This is a genomic window from Cupriavidus sp. MPR-AND1C (genome assembly GCF_058809705.1).
The window spans coordinates 48,684-72,699 of record NZ_JBXASU010000014.1; the positions used below are offsets into that span (position 1 = coordinate 48,684).

The 24,016-nt window shown below is 67.4% G+C and carries 23 protein-coding genes; 13 read left to right on the forward strand and 10 right to left on the reverse strand.

Annotation, left to right across the window (positions count from 1 at the left end; all coding sequences use genetic code 11):
• Positions 1-19: 19 nt before the first annotated feature.
• The 3 genes from AC1RWI_RS10855 to AC1RWI_RS10865 are packed head-to-tail and all read right to left on the reverse strand — an operon-like array spanning position 20 to position 2,778.
• Entirely contained in the window at positions 20-1,225 is a 1,206-nt protein-coding gene (locus AC1RWI_RS10855; RefSeq protein WP_492866280.1) for a glycosyltransferase family 4 protein, read from the reverse strand.
• Entirely contained in the window at positions 1,222-1,962 is a 741-nt protein-coding gene (locus tag AC1RWI_RS10860) for a polysaccharide deacetylase family protein (RefSeq protein ID WP_492866282.1), read from the reverse strand. The genes AC1RWI_RS10855 and AC1RWI_RS10860 overlap by 4 nt, the downstream gene beginning before the upstream one ends.
• Before the next feature lie 54 nt (positions 1,963-2,016).
• Entirely contained in the window at positions 2,017-2,778 is a 762-nt protein-coding gene (locus AC1RWI_RS10865; protein ID WP_492866284.1) for a MipA/OmpV family protein, read from the reverse strand.
• A 504-nt stretch (positions 2,779-3,282) separates the two neighbouring features.
• On the opposite strand from AC1RWI_RS10865, the gene macA reads away from it, so the two are divergent.
• The 3 genes from macA to AC1RWI_RS10880 are packed head-to-tail and all read left to right on the forward strand — an operon-like array spanning position 3,283 to position 7,830.
• Positions 3,283-4,416 carry a macrolide transporter subunit MacA gene (gene macA / locus AC1RWI_RS10870; RefSeq protein ID WP_492866286.1) on the forward strand — a complete coding sequence of 378 codons (1,134 nt, stop codon included), beginning with the start codon at positions 3,283-3,285 and terminating at the stop codon, positions 4,414-4,416.
• Positions 4,413-6,413: a MacB family efflux pump subunit gene (locus tag AC1RWI_RS10875; RefSeq protein WP_492866288.1), complete on the forward strand. Its 2,001-nt coding sequence runs from the start codon at positions 4,413-4,415 to the stop codon at positions 6,411-6,413. The genes macA and AC1RWI_RS10875 overlap by 4 nt, the downstream gene beginning before the upstream one ends.
• A complete protein-coding gene (locus AC1RWI_RS10880; protein WP_492866290.1) occupies positions 6,406-7,830 on the forward strand; it encodes an efflux transporter outer membrane subunit in 1,425 nt (474 codons plus the stop codon). The genes AC1RWI_RS10875 and AC1RWI_RS10880 overlap by 8 nt, the downstream gene beginning before the upstream one ends.
• A gap of 34 nt (positions 7,831-7,864) precedes the next feature.
• Here the strand turns inward: AC1RWI_RS10880 and AC1RWI_RS10885 are convergent, their stop codons facing one another.
• Positions 7,865-9,160, reverse strand: coding sequence for an MFS transporter (locus AC1RWI_RS10885; protein WP_492866292.1), 1,296 nt, complete (start codon positions 9,158-9,160; stop codon positions 7,865-7,867).
• A gap of 460 nt (positions 9,161-9,620) precedes the next feature.
• On the opposite strand from AC1RWI_RS10885, the gene AC1RWI_RS10890 reads away from it, so the two are divergent.
• From AC1RWI_RS10890 to AC1RWI_RS10910, 5 genes are all read left to right on the forward strand, one after another.
• A complete protein-coding gene (locus AC1RWI_RS10890) occupies positions 9,621-10,067 on the forward strand; it encodes a DUF4279 domain-containing protein (RefSeq protein WP_492866294.1) in 447 nt (148 codons plus the stop codon).
• A 104-nt stretch (positions 10,068-10,171) separates the two neighbouring features.
• Complete coding sequence (locus AC1RWI_RS10895; protein ID WP_492866296.1) at positions 10,172-10,528, forward strand: tautomerase; 357 nt, start codon at positions 10,172-10,174, stop codon at positions 10,526-10,528.
• Between the two features lie 26 nt (positions 10,529-10,554).
• Positions 10,555-11,409: a dienelactone hydrolase family protein gene (locus AC1RWI_RS10900; protein ID WP_492866298.1), complete on the forward strand. Its 855-nt coding sequence runs from the start codon at positions 10,555-10,557 to the stop codon at positions 11,407-11,409.
• Positions 11,410-11,548: 139 nt separating this feature from the next.
• A complete protein-coding gene (locus AC1RWI_RS10905; RefSeq protein ID WP_158408315.1) occupies positions 11,549-11,689 on the forward strand; it encodes a hypothetical protein in 141 nt (46 codons plus the stop codon).
• Positions 11,690-11,890: 201 nt separating this feature from the next.
• Entirely contained in the window at positions 11,891-12,868 is a 978-nt protein-coding gene (locus AC1RWI_RS10910) for an aldo/keto reductase (RefSeq protein ID WP_492866300.1), read from the forward strand.
• A 44-nt stretch (positions 12,869-12,912) separates the two neighbouring features.
• On the opposite strand, the gene AC1RWI_RS10915 is transcribed toward AC1RWI_RS10910, so the two are convergent.
• From AC1RWI_RS10915 to AC1RWI_RS10925, 3 genes are all read right to left on the reverse strand, one after another.
• A complete protein-coding gene (locus tag AC1RWI_RS10915) occupies positions 12,913-14,277 on the reverse strand; it encodes an MFS transporter (protein ID WP_492866365.1) in 1,365 nt (454 codons plus the stop codon).
• Between the two features lie 273 nt (positions 14,278-14,550).
• Entirely contained in the window at positions 14,551-14,904 is a 354-nt protein-coding gene (locus AC1RWI_RS10920) for a VOC family protein (RefSeq protein ID WP_492866302.1), read from the reverse strand.
• 76 nt (positions 14,905-14,980) lie between these two features.
• Complete coding sequence (locus tag AC1RWI_RS10925) at positions 14,981-15,775, reverse strand: DUF6597 domain-containing transcriptional factor (protein WP_492866367.1); 795 nt, start codon at positions 15,773-15,775, stop codon at positions 14,981-14,983.
• Positions 15,776-15,924: 149 nt separating this feature from the next.
• Between AC1RWI_RS10925 and AC1RWI_RS10930 the strand changes: the two genes are divergently transcribed.
• The 3 genes from AC1RWI_RS10930 to AC1RWI_RS10940 all read left to right on the forward strand — a co-directional run bounded on the left by AC1RWI_RS10930 (position 15,925) and on the right by AC1RWI_RS10940 (position 17,968).
• Positions 15,925-16,686, forward strand: coding sequence for a metallophosphoesterase (locus tag AC1RWI_RS10930; RefSeq protein WP_492866304.1), 762 nt, complete (start codon positions 15,925-15,927; stop codon positions 16,684-16,686).
• Between the two features lie 280 nt (positions 16,687-16,966).
• Positions 16,967-17,437: a MarR family transcriptional regulator gene (locus AC1RWI_RS10935; RefSeq protein ID WP_492866306.1), complete on the forward strand. Its 471-nt coding sequence runs from the start codon at positions 16,967-16,969 to the stop codon at positions 17,435-17,437.
• A gap of 81 nt (positions 17,438-17,518) precedes the next feature.
• Entirely contained in the window at positions 17,519-17,968 is a 450-nt protein-coding gene (locus AC1RWI_RS10940) for a hypothetical protein (RefSeq protein WP_492866308.1), read from the forward strand.
• A 202-nt stretch (positions 17,969-18,170) separates the two neighbouring features.
• Here AC1RWI_RS10940 and AC1RWI_RS10945 read toward each other — a convergent pair whose 3' ends face one another.
• A complete protein-coding gene (locus AC1RWI_RS10945) occupies positions 18,171-19,088 on the reverse strand; it encodes a LysR family transcriptional regulator (RefSeq protein ID WP_043354324.1) in 918 nt (305 codons plus the stop codon).
• Between the two features lie 163 nt (positions 19,089-19,251).
• Here AC1RWI_RS10945 and AC1RWI_RS10950 point away from each other — a divergent pair, with 163 nt between their 5' ends.
• Entirely contained in the window at positions 19,252-20,232 is a 981-nt protein-coding gene (locus tag AC1RWI_RS10950) for a tripartite tricarboxylate transporter substrate binding protein (RefSeq protein ID WP_492866310.1), read from the forward strand.
• 11 nt (positions 20,233-20,243) lie between these two features.
• Positions 20,244-21,701 carry a M81 family metallopeptidase gene (locus AC1RWI_RS10955; protein WP_492866312.1) on the forward strand — a complete coding sequence of 486 codons (1,458 nt, stop codon included), beginning with the start codon at positions 20,244-20,246 and terminating at the stop codon, positions 21,699-21,701.
• A gap of 116 nt (positions 21,702-21,817) precedes the next feature.
• Here AC1RWI_RS10955 and AC1RWI_RS10960 read toward each other — a convergent pair whose 3' ends face one another.
• Positions 21,818-22,138, reverse strand: coding sequence for a high-potential iron-sulfur protein (locus AC1RWI_RS10960; RefSeq protein WP_043354321.1), 321 nt, complete (start codon positions 22,136-22,138; stop codon positions 21,818-21,820).
• Between the two features lie 597 nt (positions 22,139-22,735).
• On the reverse strand, positions 22,736-23,932 hold the full coding sequence (locus tag AC1RWI_RS10965; RefSeq protein ID WP_492866314.1) for a methyl-accepting chemotaxis protein: 1,197 nt from the start codon (positions 23,930-23,932) through the stop codon (positions 22,736-22,738).
• Between the last annotated feature and the right edge of the window lie 84 nt (positions 23,933-24,016).

Consider the following 24,016-nt stretch of genomic DNA (forward strand, 5'->3'; position numbering starts at 1 on the left):
GGTGCCGAAACGCACCGTTTCAGGTCCGCTCCGACGTTGCCCGCGCGGCCTGCCCGCTTTGCGCGATGCGCGCCCTGTCCCGATGCCGCGCCGCCGTCACGCAGTCCCGGTACAACTGCACGGTTTCGCGCCCGAGCGAGGCCAGCGAGAAGTTCACCTCCACCCAGCCGCGCCCGCGCCGCCCCATGCGGGCCGCGCGCCCGGGGTCCGCCGCCAGCTGGCACATGGCCTGCGCCAGGGCATGCGTGTCGCGCGGCGGAACCAGCACGCCGTGCGCACCGTCAAGAAAGGTCTCGGGGATCCCGTCCAGCGCGGTGGCAATCACTGGCTTGCTGCAGCTCAGCGCTTCCAGTATCACCAACCCCAGCGCCTCGCTGCCCACGGCCGGATGCACCAGCACATCGATCGCCTGCATCAGCGACGCCACATCATGCTCGAACGGCAGGAAGTGGATGTGCCCGGCCAGACCCAGCGCCTGCGCCTCGTGGCGCAACTGCGGGATCAGGTCGCCTTCGCCGACGCAAAGGAAATGCGCATGCGGATGCCGTGCCAGCACCTTCGCCGCAGCCTTGACGAAGTAGAATTGCCCCTTTCCGTCGGGCCGCTGCGCCCCGCCGATCATCGCGTAGACCCACGCGTGCTGCGGCAGCCCAAGGGCCTCGCGCACGCGATCGCCGCGCATGGCGATGCGGCGAAAGCGCTCGGTGTCGATCCCGCAGTAGATCCGCCGCAGCCGCAGGGCACGCTCCGGATCGACCCGGCGCAGCGACTCCTGCACCGCATCGGACACCGCGATCACGTTGGAGAACGCCGCCAGGTAGCGGCGCGTGCGCTCCTTGAGCTGGGTCATCAGGTGGCGCGTCACCACCACCGATGCGGTTCGCCCGGACAGCATCCAGGCCGCGATCGCTACCCAGTAATCGCGCCCGTGATGCGCGTGGATGACATCGATGCGCTGCTCGCGGATATAGCGTGACAGCGCCAGCGGCCAGACCGCTCGCCCGGCATCCAGCGCGAGCACCTGGATGCCGGGCATGGCCTGCGCCGCGTCGATCCAGCGGGCGCGCGCCGGCGCGGCCAGGCTCACCAGGCAATCCTGCATCCGCAGGGCCCGGCACAGCGACAGCGTGTGCGAATCGATGCCGCCGCCATCCAGCCGGGAGTTCAGCACCAGCACCCGCAGCTGGCCGGCGGACAGCGCGGCGACCCGGTCAGCATGCATCATGACACTACCTCCGCGCCGCGGCGATCTTCATAGGCAGTCGCCAGCTTCAGCAAGACATGCCCGGCATGCGAGGACCGCGCGACCAGCACGCGCGGCAGGCCGAACAGGTTGCCGCCGATCGCGGCGCGGCCGCGCTGCGTGGTCACCGCACTGTGGTAGCCGGCTTCCCGCACTAGGTCGGCGACGGGTTGATTGAATGCACCATAGGGATAGCAGAAGTGCCGGACCGGCACGCCGAGCGCATCTTGCAGCGCGAGCTTGCTGCCCGCGATCTGGTCGCGCGCGGCATCGCCATCCATCCTGGTCAGGTCCACATGGGTGCGCGTATGCGCGCCGACTTCCATGCCCGCACGGGTCCAGGTGCGCAGTTCCGGCACGGTCATCAGCGGCGTCTGCGGCACGCCAATGGCCGTGTCCCAGGCATTGGTCCTGCCCACCAGGCTGCTGACCGCATAGCAGGTAGCGCTGAACCCGCAACGCTGCAGCACTGGCAGCGCATGCTCCAGGTTGTTCCGGTAGCCGTCGTCCAGCGTGATGCCCACCACCTTGCCGGCCTTCTCGCCGCGCAGGTAGGGCAGCAGGTCGCGCAAGGCCAGGCCGCGATAGCCCATCAGCCGGAGCAGGCGCATCTGCCAGGAGAAATCGCGCGCGGCCACCACAAGGCTGCGCATCGGTGTGCCGCGCGGCGGCGGCCCATCGATCTGGTGGTACATCAGGATGGGGATTCGCGGTGTCATGTCTTCCCTCGGCGAACAGGAGCAAAGCAGAACGGAGTTACGCAGCCGGTGCGGCTAGAAGCGGTACTTGAGCGCAGCCAGGCCAACGAACGACTGTTTCGACTGCACGATCGGGCTGTTGGCGCTGTCACCCAGCAAGCGGGTCACGGCCACCGTGCTGTTTACCGACCAGGAGGGCGATATCTCGTATTCCCAGGACACGGCCACGCTGGCGCGGTCGAATCCCGCCTTGGTGGTGTAGGGGCGGAACTGGCTGTTCGCGGCTTGCGCATCGGTCACGCCGTAGAAGGACTGGGTGTATTTGCGCGAGCCGAAATGCAGGCTGGGGCTGACACTGACGAGGTGCTTGCCGGCCTTGTACACCGGCACGGACAGGTCGATATGGCCGCTCAGGCCACGGTCGCGGTTGGTCATCGGCGCGTCGAGCGTCACGCTGAGCACGGCTGCGCCGTACACCGGCATGCCGACCTGCAACGCCCCCACCAGGGAACCCGGGATCCGCCCCATGCCTTTCAGGTGATCGGAGCCCGGCAGGTCGAAGCGTTTGCTGTCGGTGCGGCCCAGGTCGTAGTCGAGGCCAAACGACGCGAACATGCCGTTGGAGAACGTGTGGCCGTAGCCAGCGCCGCCGCGCAGCGGACTGATGAAGAACCCATTGCCGAACTCCGCGCTGAACAGCGGGCCGCCGATCAGCCGGTACTCGTTGCTGCCCTCATAGCGCGGCGCGGCGCCCAGGCCCAGTCCGACCGTGTAGACATTGTCGGCATACGCGCTGGCACAGCCAAGGCCGCTGGCCAAAAAAGCGCCGGCCCACATTGATCTCTCCAATCTTCTTCTCAACATGCGATTCACCTGAGCCCCCATGGATCAAACCCCAGAGTCTAGGGACAGGGCCTAGCGGTGTCTGTTGGAAAGTGACGCGAAACTGTGCGTAATTGTGCGCAATTGTCTTGAGTTGATTTTCGCGGCTCCAGGGCAATCGTTGGCCTCCAGAATCGATTCGCATTGGCCGGGCAAGACCAATGCGATCCACCCGGCGAGATCCGTCCGCCCGCCGCCAAAGCGCGCCCGGATCTTCGAGCCACCGCCCCGCGCGCGCCGCCAACACAGGCGCGAAGACAAAGCCGCACATATCGCCACACTTTCATACAAGCGGGGATAGATTGCCCACAGATGCGGCAGGCCTGTCCGTTCACAATCTCCTCATGCATCGCCACAGCCTTTGATTTCAAGAATAAGCCTCTACGCCTGTTCCCCAAGACATCCGCCGCAGATTGCCTCCTGACCTTGATCCTTTTTCCGTAGATCCCCGCAACGCTAATGGCTCATCCCCCAAACCGCCGCAGGCACGGCCTGATCATCGCCGTGCTCACCCTGTCCGCCATCATTGCGTTGGCGGCCTGGCGCCTGACACCCGGCAAGCACCCCGAGTACATCACCGCCACCGTCACCCGCGGCGACCTCGAAGTCACCGTGCTGGCCAATGGCGTATTGCAGCCCATCCGCCAGGTTGAAGTCGGCGCGCAGGTCAATGGCCAGCTCAAATCGCTGAAGGTGAAGCTCGGCGACAAGGTCAAGCAGGGCCAGTTGCTGGCCCAGATCGACCCGGTGCTGCTGGAGAATGCGCTGCGCCAGGCAAATGCCGCCGTGGCCAGCGGCAAGGCCCAGCGTGACGCCAAGCGCTCGCGCCTGCGCCAGGCCCGCCTGAACTGGCAACGCCAGCGCGAGCTGCAGTCGCAGGAGGCGGCCTCGCGCCAGGACCTTGAAATCGCCGAAGCCGACCTGCGCTCGCTGGAGGCAGAGCTGCTCGCCCTGGACGCCGATATCGCGCAGCTCAGCATCAAGGCAGAGTCCGCCCGCATCGACCTTGGCTACACCCGCATCGTCGCGCCGATGGACGGCGAGGTGGTGGCGCTCACCACGCTCGAGGGCCAGACCGTGGTGGCGTCCTACCAGGTACCGACCATCCTCAAGCTGGCCAACCTGGATGCCATGACCGTCAAGGCGCAGGTGTCGGAGGCCGATGTGATCCGCATTGCCGACCGGCAGGCGGTCTACTTCACCATCATGGGCGAGCCGGACCGGCGCTACCACGCATCGCTGCAGGCCATTCAACCGTCGCCGGAGAAAATCAACAACGCCGTGTTCTTCAATGCGTTGTTCGACGTGCCCAATCCGGGCCGCAGGCTGCGCATCGATATGACGGCGCAGGTCGCCATCATGCTGGGCGAAGCCAGGAACACGCTGCTGGTGCCCCTGGCCGCGCTGGGGCCGCGCGGCCGGGACGGCAGCATGGAAGTCCGCGTGCTGCGCCCGGACCAGCGCGTGGAGACGGTGCAGGTGCGCACCGGCCTGAGCAACAACGCGCACGCGCAAGTGCTCAGCGGCCTGACGCAAGGCGACCGCGTCATCACCGGCGATGCCGGCGTCGTCAACGCGGAGACCAGGCCATGACGCAAGCCCCGCTCTTGCTGCTGCAGCATGTGGAACGCACGTTCCGCGCCGGCAACCAGGACATCCCCGTGCTGCGCCAGGTCAGCCTGGCCATCTGCGCGGGCGAGATGGTCGCCATCGTCGGCGCGTCCGGCTCCGGCAAGTCCACGCTGATGAACATCCTGGGCTGCCTGGACCAGGCCAACGCCGGGCGCTACCTGGTGGCAGGCCAGGACGTGGCGGCCCTGGACGATGACGCACTGGCCCGCCTGCGCCGCGAGCGCTTCGGCTTTATCTTCCAGCGCTACCATCTGCTGGCCCAGCTTTGCGCCGCGGACAACGTGGAAATGCCGGCCATCTACGCCGCCACCGACCGCGCCGCGCGCCGTGCCCGCGCGCTGCAACTGCTGGAGCGGCTGGGCCTTGGCGAGCGCGCCGGGCACCGCCCATCCCAGCTCTCCGGCGGCCAGCAGCAGCGCGTGAGCATTGCCCGCGCGCTGATCAACGGCGGCCAGGTGATCCTGGCGGACGAGCCCACGGGCGCGCTCGACAGCCATAGCGGCAAGGAAGTCCTGGCCATCCTGCGCGAGCTGCATGCGCTCGGCCACACGGTGATCATCGTCACCCACGACATGGGACTGGCGCGCAACGCCGAGCGCATCATCGAGATCGCCGACGGCCGTATCGTGGCCGACCGCGCCAACCGGCCGCCGCAGGCCGAGGATGAGCCGGGCAGCGGCCTCGTGCAAGCCAAGCCGGCCACTCAGGCCCCGGGGGCCGGCGGCAACGCCGAGGCCCCGCTGCGGCGTGCACGCGCCTGGCAGGGCTTCACCGAGGCCTTTTCCATGGCCTGGGGCGCCTTGATGGCGCATCGCATGCGCACCGCGCTGACCATGCTGGGCATCATCATCGGCATCGCCTCCGTGGTGTCGATCGTGGCCATCGGCGAAGGCGCCAAGCGCTATGTGATGGCCGATATCCGCGCCATCGGCGCCAACACGCTCGAGATCTTCCCCGGCAAGGATTTTGGCGACGACCGCGCCGCCGGCATCCGCACCCTGGTGGCCGCCGATATCGAGGCCCTGCACGCGCTGCCGTATGTGGACAGCGCCACCGCGATCACCAGCAAGGTCCAGCGGCTGAGGTACCGCAGCGTCGACGTCAACGCCACCGTGCATGGCGTGGGCGCCAGCTTCTTCCGCGTGCGTGGCCTGGGCCTGACGCAGGGCGCGGCCTTCCTGCCGGACGAGCTGCGCAGGCACGCGCAAGTGGCCGTGATCGACGAAAAGACCCGCCGCAAGCTGTTCGGCAATGCGTTGAGCGCGCTGGGCCAGGTCATCCTGGTGGGCAACCTGCCTTGCGTGGTGATCGGCGTGGCGCGCGAGAAGAAGACCATGTTCGACGACAACGGCAGCAGCCTCAATATCTGGCTGCCCTACACCACCGCGGGCAGCCGCATCTTCGGCCAGTCGCATTTCGACGAGCTGTCCGTGCGCATCCGCGACGGCCAGCCCAGCGCGGCGGCCCAGCAAGCCATCGAGCGCCTGCTGACGCTGCGCCACGGCAAGAAGGACTTCTTTACCTACAACATGGACAGCATCGTCAAGACCATGGAACGCACCGGGCAAGCGCTCACGCTGTTCTTGTCGGCGGTCGCCGTGATCTCGCTGCTGGTCGGCGGCATCGGCGTGATGAACATCATGCTGGTCTCGGTGACCGAGCGCACCCGCGAGATCGGCATCCGCATGGCCGTGGGCGCCCGGCAGCGCGACGTGCTGATGCAATTCCTGACCGAAGCCGTACTGGTATGCCTGCTGGGCGGGGTGATCGGCACCGCCGTGGCCTACCTGGTCGGGCTGGCGCTGGCGCTGCTGATCCCGCAATGGCAGATGGTGTTCTCCGCGGGCGCGGTTGCCGGCGCCTTCCTGTGTTCGACACTGATCGGCGCGGTGTTCGGCTATATGCCGGCGCGCAACGCCGCGCGCCTGCAACCGATCGAGGCGCTTGGCCATGAATAGGCGCAGTCCGCATTCGCCACGGCGACCAGTGCGCCTGCTCGTCGCGCTGCCGGTGATTGCCGTTGCCCTGAGTGCTTGCAGCGGACTGCGCACGCCGGAGGTGGATCCCGCGCTGGACGTGCCGCAGCACTGGCAACATGCGCCCCGGCAGGACACGGCCGGGCAGCCGGGCACGGCGCTGGCGCCGCACGCCTGGTGGGAGGCATTTGGCGATCCACAGCTGAGCGCGCTGGTCGCGTCCGCGCTGGCAACCAACAACGATCTCGCCATTGCCGCGCTGCGCTTCGAGCGCGCCCGGTTGCGCGCGGGGCTGGCCGCCACCAACCGCGCGCCCGAACTGAGCGCGCAGGCCAGGGGCACGCGCCAATGGAGCCTGGATGGCCCCGGGCGGCGCGACGAAGGGGGGATCAATGCGACAGTGAACTATGAGATCGACCTGTGGGGGCGGCTGGCCAGCCTGCGCGGCGCGGCGGACTGGGAAGCGCGCGCGAGCGCGGCCGACCTGGAAGCCGCCACCATCGCCCTGGCGGCCACCGCGGCCACGCTGTACTGGCGCGCCGGGCTGTTGAACGAACTGATCGACATCTCCGGCCAAAGCCTGGTGGACGCACGGCGCACGCTTGGCCTGGTGGCCGCGCGCTACCGCGCCGGCGCGGTGTCCGGCCTGGACCTGGCGCAAGCCGAGCAGCAACTGGCCGCCCTGCTGGCCGAGCGTACCGTGCTGGACCAGCAGCGCAGCGAAAACCGCCAGGCCCTGGCCATCCTGTTCAACCGTCCGCCCGGGCACGGCGTGGCCGAGCCGCAGGCCTTGCCCGTCGAAGCGCTACCGCGCATCGACGCCGGCATTCCCGCCGCGGTTGTCGGTCGTCGGCCCGACGTGCGGCAGGCCGAATGGCGCCTGCGCGCCGCCCTGGCAAACGCCGACGCGACCCGCGCCAGCTTCTACCCCAAGCTGACGCTGACCGGCATCGTCGGCACCGGCAGCGCGGCGCTGGCTTCGCTGCTGCGCGACCCCACCGCCCTGCTCGGCGCCGGGCTGAGCCTGCCCTTCCTGCAATGGAACACCACGCAGCTGACGATACAGGTGTCGCAGAACGAGTACCGGGAAACGGTGGTGCAATACCGGCAGTCGCTGTACACGGCCTTTGCCGAAGTGGAAAACGCGCTGTCCGATCATGCGGGGCTGGGCGTGCGCGCGGATCGGCTGGGGGAATCGCTGGAGTCCGCGAGCCGGGCGGAGCGGCTTGGCGCGGCGCGCTACCGCGCCGGCGCCACCGCGCTGCAGCCCTGGCTCGATGCCAAGGAGACGTTGCGCCAGGCAGCGGTGGCGGCGGCGCGCAACCGGTTCGACCGGCTGGTGAACATCACGACCTTGTACAAGGCGTTGGGAGGGCCGGCGGTGGAGAGCGGAGCTTAAGGTTGGACTTAAGGCTTGGAGTTAAGGGTCCGGGCTACTCCAGCGCGGCGCCCTTGCGCTCCGGAATCAGAAACAGCGTAGCCAGGATATCCAGCACATAGATCGACGCCAGCACGGCAATCGCGGTGCCAAACGAATAGCTGGCGGCCAGCGCGCCGACCGCCAGCGGGCCAAAGCCGCCCACGCCACGGCCGATATTGAACAGCACGTTCTGCGCGGTGGCGCGGGCCTGCGTGGGATACAGCTCCGAGATCAGCGCCCCATAGCCGCCGATCATGCCGTTGACGAACAGGCCCATCACCGCGCCGCCGAACAGCAGCGCATAGGGCGTCGACAGCTGGGAGTAGACAAAGACCATCACCACCGCCCCGGCCTGGTAGATCAGGAAGGTGGGCCGGCGGCCGACGCGGTCCGCGAGCTGGCCGAACACCCAGATCCCGAAGGCCATGCCGACGATGGTCACCGAGGTCCACAGCGCGGACTTGGTCAGCGAGTAATTGAACTGCTTGGCCAGGTAGGTCGGCATCCAGATCATCAGGCCGTAGTAGCCGAAGTTCTGCACCGAGCACAGCACCACCACGCCCAGGCTGGCACGCGCGGTCGCGGCATCCGCCACCAGCATCTTGAGCGGGTTGCCCTTGCGCGCCACCTTGCTGCTGGCAACGAACACCTCCGGCTCGCCGATAAAGCGGCGCACCACGAACGACGCCACCGCCGGCAGCACGCCGATGGCAAACATGCCGCGCCAGCCGATATAAGGCAGCAGCACCGGCGTCAGCAGCGCCGCGGCAAGCACGCCCGCCTGCCAGCCAAGGCCCACATAGGAGGAAACGCGGGCACGCTGGCCGGGCCGGCAGGCCTCGGTGGCCAGCGCCATGCCGATGCCGAACTCGCCGCCAAGGCCAAAGCCGGCGATGGTCCGGTAGGCCAGCAGATCCCAGTAGCCTTGCGCCAGCGCGCACAGCCCGGTAAAGACGGCAAACAGCAGGATGGTCCAGGTCAGCACCTTCACCCGGCCCACGTAGTCGCTCAGGATGCCGAAGAAGATGCCGCCGGCCACCGCGCCCACCAGCGTCCAGGTGACCAGCGAGCCCGCCTGGGTGCTGGTCAGCCCGAGGCCGGCAGACACCGCGCTCAGGATAAAGCCGAGGATAAGCAGGTCGAAGCCGTCCAGCGCGTAGCCGACCGCCGAGGCGATCACGGCCTTGCGGGCGTAAGCGCCCTGCTCCTGTTCCGTGAGGCCTTGCCGGCCGTGCGGTGGATTTGCTGCCGCGGCCGGCTCCAGCCCGGTCACCGCAGCGGCGTTGGCATTGGCGTTGCCTTGTGTCATGTCGATTCCCGTGCGCCACGAGCGAAAAATTTTGCGAGATTCTACTCTCGCGGCTGGCCGGCTGGCCCGGAAGGGGGGAAAGGGGAAAAAGGGGGCGGAAGAAGAAAAACGAATGACGCACGGATTGCGTTCGGCGGGGGAGCCACGAACGGACAGCCAGCAAGCCGACGCGCGTATCCGGGCCCCGACTTCCCGCTGGCCCATCCGCGCGCACCATCTTTATTCGCGCAGTTCTTTGTACAATCTCCCCAACCGATAAAGAGTGAATGCCGGCCGCGGCCCGGTGCCGATGTCTCACGAGATCCTGCGGACACTCACTGTTCTCCGGCGTTGAACCCAAGTAGCGAATCCAGGATCGGAAGTGGCACCCATGATTGCGTCCAGCGAGAGCACCAGGCTGCGCCGGAGATCAAGCCATGACGAGACAGTCTCAAGACATTGCACGCACGGAACGGGAAAAATGCTAACCAGAATGTATGCGAGCCTTTGTTTCTATGGCGATCAATTCGATCCCGAGGCGCTTGCCGACACCCTAGGGCTCAGCACCTATGACTATTCTCGGAAAGGGGAACTCCGAGCGCTGGGCGTCGTTCCTCACTCGGTCCTGAAAATGACTTCCCGCGACGAGATCGAGGGATTTTCAGCGGATGAGCACATCATGTCGCCGATAGAGAAGATCTCCCCCATGTATCAGCACATCCGTGTGGCGCTCGGCAGCGATGGCTACATTCTGTGCTTTCTGTTCTGCGAGGGGGATATCGAAAACGTCGGCGTCCACGTCTCGCCGCAAACGCTCCGCCAATTGGCTGCGATCGACGCGGCGCTTTCCATCGACACCTGGGCGCCTGCGGCGACCCTAGGCCCCGAAGACGGCGACGAGGATGCGCCACATCACCTGCGCCATTGAATGGTCGCCGATGACGCCCCGCGTCAAGGCCCTTTACCCGCCGTTCGATATTGGCTGGGGGTAACGCCCGCCGCATCAGCGACGCCGCCGCCATGGCGGAGTGCATGCCCGACGACCCGCACAAGCGCTTCGCGATCTGGGTCGTGATCGAAGAAGCGCAGGCCGGCCTGTGGACGTGCGGCGGCGTCGACATGTCATCGCAGGTGCTGCCCTGCCTCGCGACGGTCCATGTGCCCGCTGGCGTGCTGGATGCGCCGGCCAGGGCGTTGTACGTGCGGTTGATGCACGATGCCTTCCAGCAGGCACAGCCAGCCGGCGACCAGCGGCGGCTGGCCACCTCGGTGAAGCTCCACGATGTGCCGGACGGCACCTGGGGGGTCAATGGGGATGTATGGCAGTTGCCTCGCTTCGCGAAGGTGGCCGGCTACGGGCACCTGCAGCATCTGGCCGATGCGGCCTGACCATCCAGCGCACGGGAGACGACGCCATGGTGAAACGCAGCATGAAGGAAGAAGACCGCCTTGACGATTTCACGCACCGCACGATCACGCTCGACGGCGTGGCCAAGGTGGTCCACGTGGCCGGCACAGGGCCAGCCGTGATCGTCATGACGGAGATGCCGGGCATCAGCCCGCACGTCGCACGCTTTGCCCGGTGGGTACGCGATGCGGGCTTGACGGTCTACATGCCGTCGCTCTTCGGCCGCGACGGCGCCGTGCCGGACGCCGAGGCAGGTGCTGCGGTCTTTCGCCGCGCCTGCGTTAGCGCGGAGTTTCGCGCATTTGCTGCCAATCAATCGAGCCCGGTGACACAGTGGCTGAGGGCGCTGGCAAAGCAGGCGCACCAGGAGTGCGGCGGCCCCGGCGTCGGCGCCATCGGCATGTGTTTCACCGGCAACTTCGCACTGTCGATGATGCTGGAGCCGGCGATGCTCGCGCCGGTGATCTGCCAGCCTTCGTTGCCGTTGGAGGATCCGGGCGGCATCGAAATGGCGCCCCGGGAGCTCGCCGCGGTACGCGAGCGGCTCGAGCGGGAGGATCTCACGGTGCTGGCGTATCGATTTGAAGGCGATCGGTTTTGCAGGGCAGAACGCTTTGCCGCCTATGCCGAGGCCCTTGGCGAGCGGTTCGTGGGACGCGCGCTGCCAGACAGTGCCGCCAACCCCGATGCCCCTGCCTTCTTTGCCCAGCACGTGCCTTGCCCGCACAGCGTCGTCACCGTCCACCTGATTGACGAAGCTGGCGAACCGACAGTGGCCGCGCGCGACGAAATCCTGTCCTTCTTTGTGCAGCGCCTTGGCGAGGCGCGCCGAAGCCCCAACCTCAAGCCGGCAACCCCTTAGCCCGCGATAGGGCATCGACACGCTTCAACGGTCGCCCGGAAATCAACGCCTGGCTCTCGCTGCCGCAAGCGCAAGAAACGCTGGGGCGGCGCACTGTGGTCGCCGTCCTATTTCGCCGAACGCTGTGGATGTGGTCGATATGACGGAGCGCGAATCGGTCGCAGCGTTCTTCGCCAGGATCGCCCGCCTCGATTACCTGTTCGCACCCGGCGCCGCCTACCAGGTCGCGTCCATCCACAGCGATGGCCACGATGCGGTGGAAAGCCCATTTCGCAGCTAGTTCCGGGGCCAGTACCACGCCGTGCACGAAGCCGCGCCCAAGATCGCCTCGGCCGATGACCAGATCCACCTTGTTCGTCGATGGCGGCTACGTGCTGCCCTGAGCACCGTCGTCTTCGCTGGAATTGGCATACCATGCCGGAGTCCGCCGCGGGCCCACCGCCCGGCATCGACGGCAGCGACGCATTCAAGGAGAGGCAAGATGGACTATGTAAGGTTTGGCGCGACGGGACTGAAAGTCTCCCGGCTGTGCCTGGGCTGCATGACCTACGGCGTGCCCGAGCGCGGCAACCACCCCTGGACGCTTGGCGAGCAAGCCAGCCGCCCGCTGATCCGGCAGGCGATCGAGGCCGGCATCAACTTCTTCGATACCGCCAACGTCTATTCCGACGGCACCTCCGAGGAAATCGTCGGCCGCGCGCTGAAAGACTTCGCCAGCCGCGACGACGTGGTGATCGCCACCAAGGTCCACGGCCGCATGCGCCCCGGCCCGAACGGGGCCGGCCTGTCGCGCCGCGCCATCCTGGCCGAGATCGACAACAGCCTGCGCCGCCTGGGCACCGACTACGTCGACCTGTACCAGATCCACCGCTGGGATCCGCATACGCCCATCGAGGAAACCCTCGAAGCGCTGCACGATGTGGTCAAGGCGGGCAAGGCGCGCTATATCGGCGCGTCCTCGATGTATGCCTGGCAGTTTTCGAAGGCCATCTACACCTCGCGCCTGCACGGCTGGACGCAGTTCGCCAGCATGCAGGACCATGTGAACCTGCTGAACCGCGAAGAGGAGCGCGAGATGCTGCCGCTGTGCGCCGCCGAGGGCATCGCGGTGATGCCGTGGAGCCCGCTGGCGCGCGGCCGCCTGACCCGGCCGTGGCATGCCGGCAGCGCCCGCGAGGAGAGCGACACGTTTGGCAAGACGCTGTACCGCGATACCGAGGCGTCGGACCGTGTGGTGGTGGAACAGGTGCACGCCATTGCGCAGGCGCGCGGCGTACCGCCTGCCCAGGTGGCGCTGGCGTGGTTGTCGCAGAAGCGGGAGATCACCTCGCCGATCATTGGGGCATCCAAGCCCCACCATATCGAGGATGCCGTGGCAGCGCTCTCGCTCGGCCTCACCGCCGAGGAAATCGCCGCGCTGGAGGCGCCCTACGTGCCACACGCGCCGGTGGGCTTTTGAGGCAGCAACGGCAACGACGGCGCCGCTGAACTACCGGCTGCCGGTCACTTGCCCGTGGGCTGCAGCGCAGCCGCGCCCGCCTCACGCGTGATCAGGCGCAGCCCGCTGGCGATACTGGCCACGCCCGCGAAGCCCGCGCCGATCGCCAGCGCCAGGGTGGGGCCGTAGCGGCCCGCAACGCCGAAGCTAAGCGCGACCAGCGCCGCACCGGTTGCCTGGCCGAGCAGGCGCGCGGTGGCAATCACGCCACTGGCGCCGCCGGCGCGCTCGCGCGGCGCGCTCGACATCAGCGCCTTGAGGTTGGGCGACTGGAAGAAGCCGAATCCCGCGCCGCAAATCGCCATGCGGATGCCGATATCCAGGGCGCTGGGATGCGCCGGCAGCAGCGCCAGCGACGCCATGCCCATGCACATCACCGCCAGCCCCACGCCGCCGAGCAAACCGGGCGCATAGCGGTCGGACAGCCGCCCGGCCAGCGGCGCCATCAGCGCCACCACCGCCGACCACGGCGTCATCAGGAAACCCGTCTCGATCGGGCTGCGCCCCAGCACGCTCTCGAAGTAGAACGGCAGCGACACGAAGGCCAGCCCCTGCGCGGCGAACGAGCAGATCGCGGTCATGGTCGATAGCGCGAACATGGGCCGCTTGAGCAAATCGACGGGCAGCATCGGCGCGGGATGGCCGCGCTCGCGGCGCAGCATCAGCACGAACGCCACCAGGAACAAGGCCAGCGCCGCCAGCGACTGCCCCAGCGGCGCGCGTTGCGCGCCCTCGCCCAGCGCGAAGATCAGCGAGGCGAACATCACCACGTTGAGCCCCGCGGCGACGCGGTCAAAGCGGTGCGCGCCGCGCATCGTCCGGGGCAGCGCGGGCCAGGCGATGTAGAGCGCCAGCAAGCCGATCGGCAGGTTCACGGCAAACAGCCACGGCCACGGCCCCAGCGACAGGATGATCGAGGCCACCGTGGGCCCCACCGCAAACGACACGCCAACCACCAGCGCATTGAGCCCGACGCCACGCCCGAGCCGGTGCGGTGGAAAGATCGCGCTGATCAGCGCCGCGTTCACGCTCATGATGGCGCTGGCGCCCACGCCCTGCAGCAACCGGGCTGCAACCAGCGTGGGCAGCGACCAGGAAAGCGCGCAGACTACCGATGCGGCGATGAACAGCATCAGGCCGCCGAGATACACGCGCCGGTGCCCGACGATGCCGCCCAGCGCCGCGAACGGCAGCAGCGTGGCCACCATGGCGAGCTGGTAGGCGTTGATGACCCAGACCGATGCCGCCGGGGTGGCATGCAGCGAGGCCGCGATGTTGGGAAGTGCGGTGTTGGCGATTGCCGTATCGAGCGTAGCGAGTGAGACCGCCACCAGGATGGCAGCCATGCCGCGGCGCTCCAGCGGCGTCATGGGCGCGTCCGCCACGCGAGGGGGGAGATTGGATTCTGCTGTGTTCGACACTGTCTTTGCCAGTTACCGCCGCGCCCGGGAAGCCGCGCGATGCGCCGGCGCCCTGCCCGATTGTTTGATACATGCGCCATGGCTCACCCTCCCGATGCGAGAGAGGGCATGGCAAGCCGACACAATACGGGATAACGCGAATATCTGCAGGCGACGGCGTCGCCGGCGGATAGGCAACTGACCAGGATGATGGCTAAGGCGGCGCCTGGCGACGCGCCTGCGCTATGCCGCCGACCACACCGCCAGCTCGTAGCCGTCCGGGTCGCGGAAGTGGAAACGCCGCCCGCCCGGGAACGAGAAGACCGCCCGGACCACGGTGCCGCCGGCAGCTTCCACACCCCGCTGCGCCAGCGCCAGATCATCCGCGTACAGGATCACGAGCGGCCCGCCGGGGCGAACCGCTTCGCCGGTGGTGAAGCCACCGGTCAGCCGGCCATCGCTGAACTCGCAGTAGGCGGGGCCGTAGTCGGTAAAGGTCCAGCCGAAGGCTGCGCCATAGAACGCCTTGCTGCGCGCGATGTCGCTGACATTGAACTCGATGTTGTCGATCTGCCGGTCCTGGCCTCTGGTGCCCATGGCGAACTCCCTGGTGATGGATAAGGAACACCATTTTCACCCGGATGCCGCGGCAAGGCTTGAACAAAACGGCCAATCAAGCCTTTGGCGCGCGCAACTGGCGCAGCAGGGCCGACGCCGTCATGCCGCACAGCGACTGGATCTCCCGGCTCAGGTGGGCCTGGTCGGCGTAGCCCGCATCCGCCGCGAGCGCGGCCAACCCAAAATCAGACCTGTCCGCCCTGCCTGCGCCGTTGCCTGCCCGCTGCGTCGAGTCCCGCGCCAGCGACAACGCACGCTGGAACCGCAGGATCCGCTCCAGTGTCTTCGCGCCATAGCCGAAATGCTCGACGCTGCGGCGCCGCAGCGTGCGCTCGCCAAGGCCCAGCCGGCGCAGGAGCAGGGGAATCGTCTCGCCCGCCATGCCGGCATTGGCCTGCACCAGCGCGAAAATGGCTGCCGCCTCGCGGCTCGGGGCGTCGACGCTCAACGCCATCTGTGCCAACTGGCTCTGGAATACGTCCACCTCGCGCCCTGTAGCCGCGGCCTCCTCCATCCTCCCGGCAAATTCCCGCCCACGCGCGCCCCACAGCTCGGCCAGCTCGACCTGCCTCCCGACAATCTCCGACATGGGCAGGCCCAGCCAGGGCAGCGCCGCGCCCGGTTGAAAGCGCGCACCCAGCACCGCCGCGCCGGGCGCCAGGTCCGGCCGGGCTGCGGTGATGTCAGGCCCGACCACCAGCAGCCGGCCCGCGCGCCAGAGCACATCCACGCAGCCGTCCGGCACGACGGCGATCGCACCGGCGTGGTCAGCTGGCAAGACGCTGGTCCACACGCACTGAAAGTGCGGCTGGAGCTCAGCCCAGGGCCGGGCTTCGCAGTAGCGCCCCACCGTGCCTGCCAGCGCGGGAACGTCCGGTGAAGATCGCGAATCCGGCTGTAGCATTACTCTATGGGCCCCCGCGGACATTGATGGTGATGGATTGCAATTCAGGCATGGTGCCGGGATTGGCATCGCCAGATCCCCCCAAGGAGAGACGCATGAAAATTGGCTTGGTTTCGGACCTGCATCTTTCGGTCTATCCGATGGACTTTCCGAATCCCGATGTCGACGTGATGATACTGGCTGGCGACATCTGGCGCCCCCGGGAAGCCATGGCATGGGCCGCGGCCGCCACCCTGCCCACCCTGTACGTGGCTGGCAACCACGAGTTCTACGGCAGCGACCTGGCCACCAGCATGGACGCCCTGCGCGCCGGCGCGGCCGGCACGCAGGTACAGGTGCTGGAGCGCTCGGAATGGCATTACCGTGGCGTGCGCTTTCTCGGCTGCACGCTGTGGTCCGACTACCGCTTGTTCGCCTCCCCGCAGCAGCGCGAGGATGGCCTGCGCGACGCCCAGTCACTGATGCGCGACTTCTCCCGCATCCGCGTTGCGCCGGATTTCGACGAGCGCTTCACGCCTGCCACGTCGCAGGCGCTGTTCAGGGACTCGGTAGCCTGGCTGGCGCAGCGGTTCCAGGCGCCCCACGACGGCCAGACCGTGGTCATCACGCACTTCGCGCCGTCACCGCTGAGCATCAGCCCCAAGTTCGCCGGCTCGCACCTCAACGCCAGCTTCGTCTCCGACCTGCGCCAGGAAATCGCGGCATGGCAGCCTGCGCTCTGGGTGCACGGACACACCCATGACAGCTTCGACTATCGCCTGGGCGCCACCCGCGTGGTGTGCAACCCGCGCGGCTACGCACGGGAAGGCAAGCTCGAAAACCCGGGTTTCAATCCGGGCCTTGTCATCGAACTGTAAAACAACGCCGGCCCGCAGCCGCACCGAAGTTCACGGCGCGAACGCCGGCGTGATGCGCACCGGACAAGCCGCTCGGGATTTTCCCTTGGTTTGCGCCGCGTAATGCACTATCAGACCCGTTGACCCGCAGGGACACTTCGCCATGGCAGAGGTTGTCTGCTAATGTCTGCTCCGCAGGAAATCAAGGCAGGCGACGCCCGCCGCATCCCCTGCGCCGCCCGGGCCGGCCAAGCACCGGCCCCTGGTCTGGCGGCAAGCCCGAAAGACAGGAGATAAAGCAATGCAGCCTAAGGCTCTCGAACCGACGGAATCCGTACTTCTTGCCTTGATGGACAGCGTGCGCGAATGGCAGCGCGTGCTGGACCAGACTCTGTGCGATGCTGGACTCGACTATCCGAAATGGATCTTGCTGCGCGCTATCCGCCAGGAAGAGTTCGTTCGCCATGAGCCTTACCTGGGCCAGTTGCTGATATCCGCGGCGCACTCGGAAAGCCTGCTGGACGCCTTGCATGCCGACGGCTGGATCGCATACGATCCCGCCGGCCGGCCGTTGATTCCCGCGTGGGCCGAGCCTAAGGTGGACCGCGTCTGGAAAGGGTTGAAGGCGCTCCACTCCGTCTCCGTGGCCCCCTTCAGCACAGAGGAACGCCACGCGCTGACGGCTTCGCTCAGGCGCATGAAGGCCACGCTGCACGACCACAGCGTGCGGCTTGGGCGCCAGGCGGAACGCCGGGTGGAACTGGCCCACTGAAAACAAGCAAACCCACATACAAACCAACAAAGCGGAACCCCGATGCTCCCTGCCGCACCCAGCGCCGATATGACGAATGACATGCCGCCTCCCGCCGTGGTCTGCCATTGGATACGACGGCTGCTGCGGCGCGCGGAGCTAGCGCAAGATCCTCGGCGGGTGCAATTGGCGGCGCAAGACCCGGATATCGCACAAGCCGTCCGCTACGCTGCCGACCCCGCCTACATCACCGCGTATCCGGCCTGGCCCCGCGCCACGGCCCTGGCGCAAGCCGCCGGCCTGGGCGAGGCCGGCACGGAAATCCTGGCATTCCTGATCGCCGCCGAGACGTCCCCGCCGCTGGAGAGGTGCCTTGCCGCATTTGGCCCGTTGACGCAAGAGCGCATGGCTTCGGTGCTGGCCACGGCGCTGTACCGGCCAATGGCCGTCGTGGCGCAGGGCCTTGCGACAGCCACCGCGCTTTGCCGCGCGGCACGGCTCGCCGCGGCGCCAGCCACGGCGAGCCTGTCCCAGGCATCCATGCCGGGCTAAGCCGCTGCCATGCCTGCGAGCAGCCAGCCGGGCTTCGAGCGGATCGCCCAGCGCACGTTCGATGCGGTCAATCTCAAGCGGGAAAGCCGGGAGTGGCACAAGGTGTTCTCTTCGTTCGCCTGCCCGGACCAGACATTCACAAGCGCCGCGCTTTCGCGGCGCCCGGCATCTCCCGCCTGGCGCCGGGCAAGCCCGCTGGCCCTCATTGCCCGCCACAAAACAACGGCGACGCTTCGATGCGCTCAAGCATGCCGCGTGCCGCGCTGGACAGCGGCCGGTTGGCCCTGACGATCAGGCGCGACTGCGCGGCCTCGAAGATGGGATTGGTGGTGCGCAGCGCCACCAGCTCGCCCCTGGCGACTTCCTTCACCACGGAATTCGAGGAGGTGAAGGTCAGGCCAAGGCGGCACTCGACATAGCGCTTGAGCGTGAGGATGGAGTTGGCGACAAAGCTGGGCGTGAGAACGATGTTCTCGGACATCTCGGCCATCTGGATCAGCTGGCGCAAGCCGAATCCCGGCGCCATCAGCGCCACCGGATAGCGCGCCACGTCCTTCAAGGCGGGCCGTTTGCGCTGCCGCGCGAGCGGATGGTCGGGCCAGGCGATCACGCAGAGCGGATGCGTGCGCGCCGTGACCACGCGAACGGCGGGGTCCGCGGGCGCGCCGAACACGACGCCGATATGCGCGTCGTCGTGCGCCACCGCGCGCACGGCGTCGGAGGCGCCCGCCACCTTGAGCGAGACGCGGATGCCGGGATATTGCCGGCAGAACGCGTCCACCACCCCGCTCATCAGGATATCGACAAAGCCCTCGCTGGCCACCAGCTGGATATCCCCGCGCTGCAGGCCGTTCACTTCATCGAGCCGGGCCATCAGCGCTTGTTCGCTGGCCTGGCGGTCGCGGCAATGGTCCATCACGATCGCGGCCACCTCCGTGGGCACGATGCCCCGGCCTTTGCGCTCCAGCAGCGCCACGCCTAGCTCAGTCTCCAGCAGCTGGATCTGCCGGCTGACGATCGACGGCTCCACGCCAAGGCGCTCGGCCGCGCCGCGCACCGACCCTGTGTTGACCGCTTCGAAGAAATACTGCAGGCGCCGCGCGCTTAGTCCGCCTTCCATGTTCCGTTCCTGTTTCACGTTTCCTGACTGTCTCAAATTCAGCAAATCGTTGCCAAATAGGCAACAATTTCCCGGCAAGCTTACATTGATTCGGACGACTGGAATTGCGAATAATGTGCGGGCGGCAAATCCGCGACCACGATCCCCTTCGAGCAAACAAAGCATGAAACCCTTCGCTTCAATCCTGGCAGCCGCAACCTTGGGCGTGCTCTGTCACCAGACCGCGGGCGCGGCGCCGCAAGACCCCGCCTACCCGGTCAAACCCGTGAAGATCGTGGTCGGTTACGCGCCCGGCGGCTCCTCCGATGCCGTGGCGCGGCTGGTGGCCAACCGGCTGTCGGAACGGCTCGGGCAGAGCTTCGTGGTCGAGAACCGTCCTGGCGCGGCCAGCAATATCGCGGCGGCCGGCGTGGCGCGCTCGCCCAATGATGGCTACACCATCCTGCTAGGCTCCAATGCCAGCACCATCAATGTCTCGCTGTACAAGAAGCTGCCGTTCGACTTCCAGAAGGACTTCGCGCCGGTGGTGCTGCTCACGCGCTTCCCGAACATCATGGCGGTGAACCCGTCGGTGCCGGCCATGACGGTGGCGGAGTTCATCAGCTATGCCAAAGCGCATCCCAAGGGCATCTTTTTCGCCTCGTCCGGCGCGGGCTCGTCCACGCGGCTGTCGGCGGAGTTGTTCAAGATGATGGCGGGCATCCAGATGGAGCACGTGCAGTACAAGGGCAGCGCACCGGCGCTGACCGACCTGATGGCGGGCCAGGTGCAGGTGATGTTCGATACGGCGCCGTCGGTCATGCCGCTGATCAAGAGCGGCAAGCTGCGCGCGCTGGCCGTGACCAGCGCCAGCCCGCAGCCCTTCGCGCCGGAGATCCCCACCGTGGATGCGGGCGGGTTGAAGGGCTATGAAGTGGTGTCGTGGTATGCGCTCTTCCTGCCCGCTGGCACGCCGGGCAACGTCGTCGATACGCTGAACAAGGAAGTCAACGCGATCATGGCCGAGAAGGAGACCCGCGAGAAGCTCGCCGCGATGGTGGCGACGCCGGGCGGCGGCACGCCTGAGGCGCTGCGCCAGTTTGTCGGCTCGGAAATCACCAAATGGGGCGCGGTGGTCAAGGCCTCTGGCGCCACCGCGGACTAGGCCGGCGGATCATGCGCGTTTTTACCGGCTCGCTGGCCACCGAGACCAACACCTTCGCCCCGCTGCCGACCGCGCTCGATGCGTTCGTCGACCGCGGCTACTTTCCCGCAGGCACGCACCCGCCGGAGATGACCGTGTTCAGCGGCCCGCTGTGGGCCGCGCGCGAACGCGGCCGCGCGCGCGGCTGGGTGGTGATCGAGGGCATGGCCGCGGGCGCGCAGCCTGGCGGCGTCACCACGCGCCACGCCTATGAGGCACTGCGCGATGAGCTGCTCGGCGACCTGCGGCGGGCGCTGCCCGTCGACATGGTGGTGTTGGGCCTGCACGGCGCCATGGTGGCCGATGGCTACGCGGACTGCGAGGGCGACCTGCTCACCCGCGTGCGCGCGTTGGTTGGCCCCGGCGTGGTGATCGGCGCCGAGCTGGACCCGCACTGCCACCTGTCGGATGACATGGTGGCGCATGCCGACATCCTGGTGGCCTACAAGGAATATCCGCACACCGATATCCGCGAGCGAGCGCTGGAGCTGGTCGACCTATGCGCGGCGCAGGTGGCGGGACACATCGCCCCCGTGGCGGCGGTGGCCGACTGCGCGATGGTCGTCACCATCCGGACCAACCAGGAGCCGGCACGCAGCTATGTCGACCGGCTGATCGCACTGGAGGGACGCGATGGCATCCTCTCGGTCTCCGTGGCACATGGCTTCCCTTGGGGCGACGTGCCGGACATGGGCACCAAGCTGCTGGTGTACGCGGATGGCGACGGCGCAGCCGCGCGCCGGCTGGCGCGGCGCCTGGCCGACGAGCTGATCCGCATGCGCGAGACCCTGACGCCCGCTTACCCTGGCCCGGATGCGGCCATCGACCAGGCGCTGGCGTTGGCCAAGGCGCCGGGCGGCGCGCCCGTGGTGATCGCGGATGCGGCCGACAACCCCGGCGGCGGCGCGGCGGGCGATGCCACGTTCCTGCTGCATCGCTTGCGCGAGCGGGGCATCGGCAACGTGGCGGTGGGCCCCCTGTGGGATCCCATCGCTGTGCGTATTGCCTTTAGTGCCGGCGTGGGCGCGCGCCTGGCGCTGCGCATCGGCGGCAAGGTCAGCCCGATGTCCGGCGCGCCCATCGACCTGGCTTGCACCGTGAAGGCGCTGGTCCCGGACATGATCATGACTGGGCTGTCGGGCGCGCCGGCGGCGGTGGGCAACGCGGCGCTGGTGGAGGCGGATGGCATCGAGATCGTGCTGATCACGCGGCGCGCGCAGGCGCTGGACACCGATGTCTTCACGCAGCTCGGCTGCCGTCTGCCCGAAAAGACGCTGATCGTCGTCAAGTCCGCGCAGCACTTCCACACCGCGTTCTCGCGGATTGCGCGCCATGTCATCTATGCGGACGCGCCAGGCTCGGTCTCGCTCGATTTGCGTTCCCTGCCCTATCGGCACATTCACCGGCCCAAGTGGCCGATCGATGCCTGAACGAAAAAAGGCGGCGCACGCGCCCAAACGCGCGAGCGCCGCCTTCACGGCATCAAGCCGGCATCAAGCCGCCATCAACCTGCATCAAGCTGCATCAAGCCTTCTTCAAGCATTTTTCACGCTTTCTTCACCCACGCACTGCACCAGCCCTTGGTCGCGACCTGCTTGCCGGCGAACAGCGGGCAGCCGCCGCTTGCGTCCGCCGCCTTGCCTTGGAAGAGCTGGCAGTTGCCGCAATGCTGGCTGGCGTCGTGCTTCGGGTACTTGGCCTTGTCCACCTTCGACGAATCCGCCTTGTAGCCAAGGCCGACCGCCTGCGGGTCCTTTTCATCCACCATCGGGCCGCTTCCCTGTGCCCGGGCTGGCAGGGAAACACCCAGCGCGCCGGCCGCCGCGATGATAGGAATGCCTTTCAAGAAATGACGACGAGTTGACATCTTTAATCCTCTTTTTTTCTGTGGGGGACAAACCGGACAGGGTCGCGCCTTGTGCGACCACGCAAGCCACCGTCCGTCAACCATCGGCGCGCCCATGACGGCGCTCGCCGGATACCAGCCCGGACGCAGGCCACGCCACGGCAAGAAACAAAGTAACAGACACGTCGGTTCAATGTGCGCGCAGCCTGCACCCGGAGCCGCCATCGTGGCCGGCTCCAGGCTTGTATCCCGATTGAGTTTAGACGACGCCGATTGCGTTGACGTTGCGCGTCGTCATGGAATGCGATCGATCCATGCCCTGCGCGCACCCGGAATCCGGCCGCCGGATCGCATGAGGCCGGATCAGGCAGGGAAGAACGTTCTAGCGCCGTCCGCCCACATCCACAATCGCCCCATTTGGCGCGACCATGTGGTAATCCGCGCCGATGCCAAATCAGGCACGCATCCTGCTTGCGCGGAGGAAAAATGGAGTGCGCAGGGAGACTGGCAAGAACACCATGGCGGCAAATGCCCACCATCCGTGTAAGAAATACAACCCGATTTGACCAGGACGCGGCATGCAAGCCGCGCCCGCATCACAAGGCCTGCCGCCAGCGGTCAGGCGTGCGCGCCCTGCAGTGTGCCGGCAAAGCGATGTTGCCCAGGGGCGTCGTCGTCGGGGGTGGCTTCCAGCTTGAACTCGCCCACCGCGTTCTGCAACTGGTGCGCCTGTTCCGCCAGGGCCGATGCGGCGGCGGCGGCTTGTTCCACCAGCGCGGCATTCTGCTGCGTGACCGCATCCATTTGCATCACGGCTTGATTGACCTGCTCGATGCCGCCGCTCTGCTGCGCCGATGCCACCGAAATCTCGCCCAGGATGGTGGTGACCTGGCCGGACGCCGTCACGATCTCGCGCATGGTCTGGCCGGCATGCTCCACCCGCGCGGAGCCGTTGCGCACCTGCTCAACCGAGTCGCCGATCAGGCCGCGGATTTCCTTGGCCGCCGCGGCGCTGCGCTGCGCCAGCGTGCGCACCTCGCCGGCCACCACGGCAAAGCCACGCCCTTGCTCGCCCGCGCGCGCCGCTTCCACGGCAGCGTTGAGCGCCAGGATATTGGTCTGGAACGCGATGCCCTCGATCACGTCGATGATGTCGACGACTTTCTTGGAACTGGCGCTGATCGCCTGCATGGTTTCCACCACCTCGCCCACCACGGCACCGCCGCGCTGCGCAATGTGCGAGGCGTTGGCCGCCAGCTCATTGGCCGCGTGCGCGCGCTCGGTGTTCTGCCTGACCATGGCGGTCAGCTCGCCCATGCTCGATGCGGTTTCCTGCAGCGCCGAGGCCTGCTCCTCCGTGCGCTGCGAGAGGTCGGCATTGCCGGCGGCGATCTGCCTGGAGGCATCGGTGATGGAATCGGTCGATTCCTTGATGCGGGTCACCAGGTCCGTGAGCATGTCCTCCATCTCGCCCATGCCGGCCAGCAAGCGGCCGAACTCGCCCTTGCGCTCGGTTTCGAATTCCTTGCTGAGGTCGCCGGAGGCCACGGTCTCGGCGATATAGACAGCCTCGCCTAGCGGCTCGGCGATGCTGCGCGCAATGCCGTAGGTAAAGGCGGCGCCCACCAGAAGCGCGACAAGCCATAGGGTAAACATCAAGGTACGCGCGCCATCGATGGCTTGCTGCGCGTCACCGCCGCCGGCTCCGGGTAAGCGGTCCAGCGCGGCCGCGATTGCCGCGGCCATCAAGAGCAAAACCACCGCGAATCCCACGCCAAGGCGCGTACGGATGGTCAGGTTGGCAAATGACATCATTGCTGCATCTCCCCTTTTATGTGGACTACGCCTGCTTCGTCGTCTGGATAACGGCGATGCGCGCGGAAACTTTAGGAGAAATCC

Excerpts from the sequence above, each read along its gene's own strand:
- AC1RWI_RS10910 (WP_492866300.1), top strand. The coding sequence starts at position 11,891 with ATGGACTATGTAAGGTTTGGCGCGACGGGACTGAAAGTCTCCCGGCTG.
- macA (WP_492866286.1), top strand. The coding sequence starts at position 3,283 with ATGGCTCATCCCCCAAACCGCCGCAGGCACGGCCTGATCATCGCCGTG.
- AC1RWI_RS10875 (WP_492866288.1), top strand. The coding sequence starts at position 4,413 with ATGACGCAAGCCCCGCTCTTGCTGCTGCAGCATGTGGAACGCACGTTC.
- AC1RWI_RS10880 (WP_492866290.1), top strand. The coding sequence starts at position 6,406 with ATGAATAGGCGCAGTCCGCATTCGCCACGGCGACCAGTGCGCCTGCTC.
- AC1RWI_RS10960 (WP_043354321.1), bottom strand. The coding sequence starts at position 22,138 with ATGTCAACTCGTCGTCATTTCTTGAAAGGCATTCCTATCATCGCGGCG.
- AC1RWI_RS10945 (WP_043354324.1), bottom strand. The coding sequence starts at position 19,088 with ATGGAAGGCGGACTAAGCGCGCGGCGCCTGCAGTATTTCTTCGAAGCG.
- AC1RWI_RS10920 (WP_492866302.1), bottom strand. The coding sequence starts at position 14,904 with ATGGGCACCAGAGGCCAGGACCGGCAGATCGACAACATCGAGTTCAAT.
- AC1RWI_RS10950 (WP_492866310.1), top strand. The coding sequence starts at position 19,252 with ATGAAACCCTTCGCTTCAATCCTGGCAGCCGCAACCTTGGGCGTGCTC.
- AC1RWI_RS10940 (WP_492866308.1), top strand. The coding sequence starts at position 17,519 with ATGCCGCCTCCCGCCGTGGTCTGCCATTGGATACGACGGCTGCTGCGG.
- AC1RWI_RS10935 (WP_492866306.1), top strand. The coding sequence starts at position 16,967 with ATGCAGCCTAAGGCTCTCGAACCGACGGAATCCGTACTTCTTGCCTTG.
- AC1RWI_RS10865 (WP_492866284.1), bottom strand. The coding sequence starts at position 2,778 with ATGTGGGCCGGCGCTTTTTTGGCCAGCGGCCTTGGCTGTGCCAGCGCG.
- AC1RWI_RS10900 (WP_492866298.1), top strand. The coding sequence starts at position 10,555 with ATGGTGAAACGCAGCATGAAGGAAGAAGACCGCCTTGACGATTTCACG.
- AC1RWI_RS10930 (WP_492866304.1), top strand. The coding sequence starts at position 15,925 with ATGAAAATTGGCTTGGTTTCGGACCTGCATCTTTCGGTCTATCCGATG.
- AC1RWI_RS10855 (WP_492866280.1), bottom strand. The coding sequence starts at position 1,225 with ATGATGCATGCTGACCGGGTCGCCGCGCTGTCCGCCGGCCAGCTGCGG.
- AC1RWI_RS10860 (WP_492866282.1), bottom strand. The coding sequence starts at position 1,962 with ATGACACCGCGAATCCCCATCCTGATGTACCACCAGATCGATGGGCCG.
- AC1RWI_RS10955 (WP_492866312.1), top strand. The coding sequence starts at position 20,244 with ATGCGCGTTTTTACCGGCTCGCTGGCCACCGAGACCAACACCTTCGCC.
- AC1RWI_RS10965 (WP_492866314.1), bottom strand. The coding sequence starts at position 23,932 with ATGATGTCATTTGCCAACCTGACCATCCGTACGCGCCTTGGCGTGGGA.
- AC1RWI_RS10895 (WP_492866296.1), top strand. The coding sequence starts at position 10,172 with ATGCCCGACGACCCGCACAAGCGCTTCGCGATCTGGGTCGTGATCGAA.
- AC1RWI_RS10905 (WP_158408315.1), top strand. The coding sequence starts at position 11,549 with ATGACGGAGCGCGAATCGGTCGCAGCGTTCTTCGCCAGGATCGCCCGC.
- AC1RWI_RS10885 (WP_492866292.1), bottom strand. The coding sequence starts at position 9,160 with ATGACACAAGGCAACGCCAATGCCAACGCCGCTGCGGTGACCGGGCTG.
- AC1RWI_RS10890 (WP_492866294.1), top strand. The coding sequence starts at position 9,621 with ATGCTAACCAGAATGTATGCGAGCCTTTGTTTCTATGGCGATCAATTC.
- AC1RWI_RS10915 (WP_492866365.1), bottom strand. The coding sequence starts at position 14,277 with ATGACGCCGCTGGAGCGCCGCGGCATGGCTGCCATCCTGGTGGCGGTC.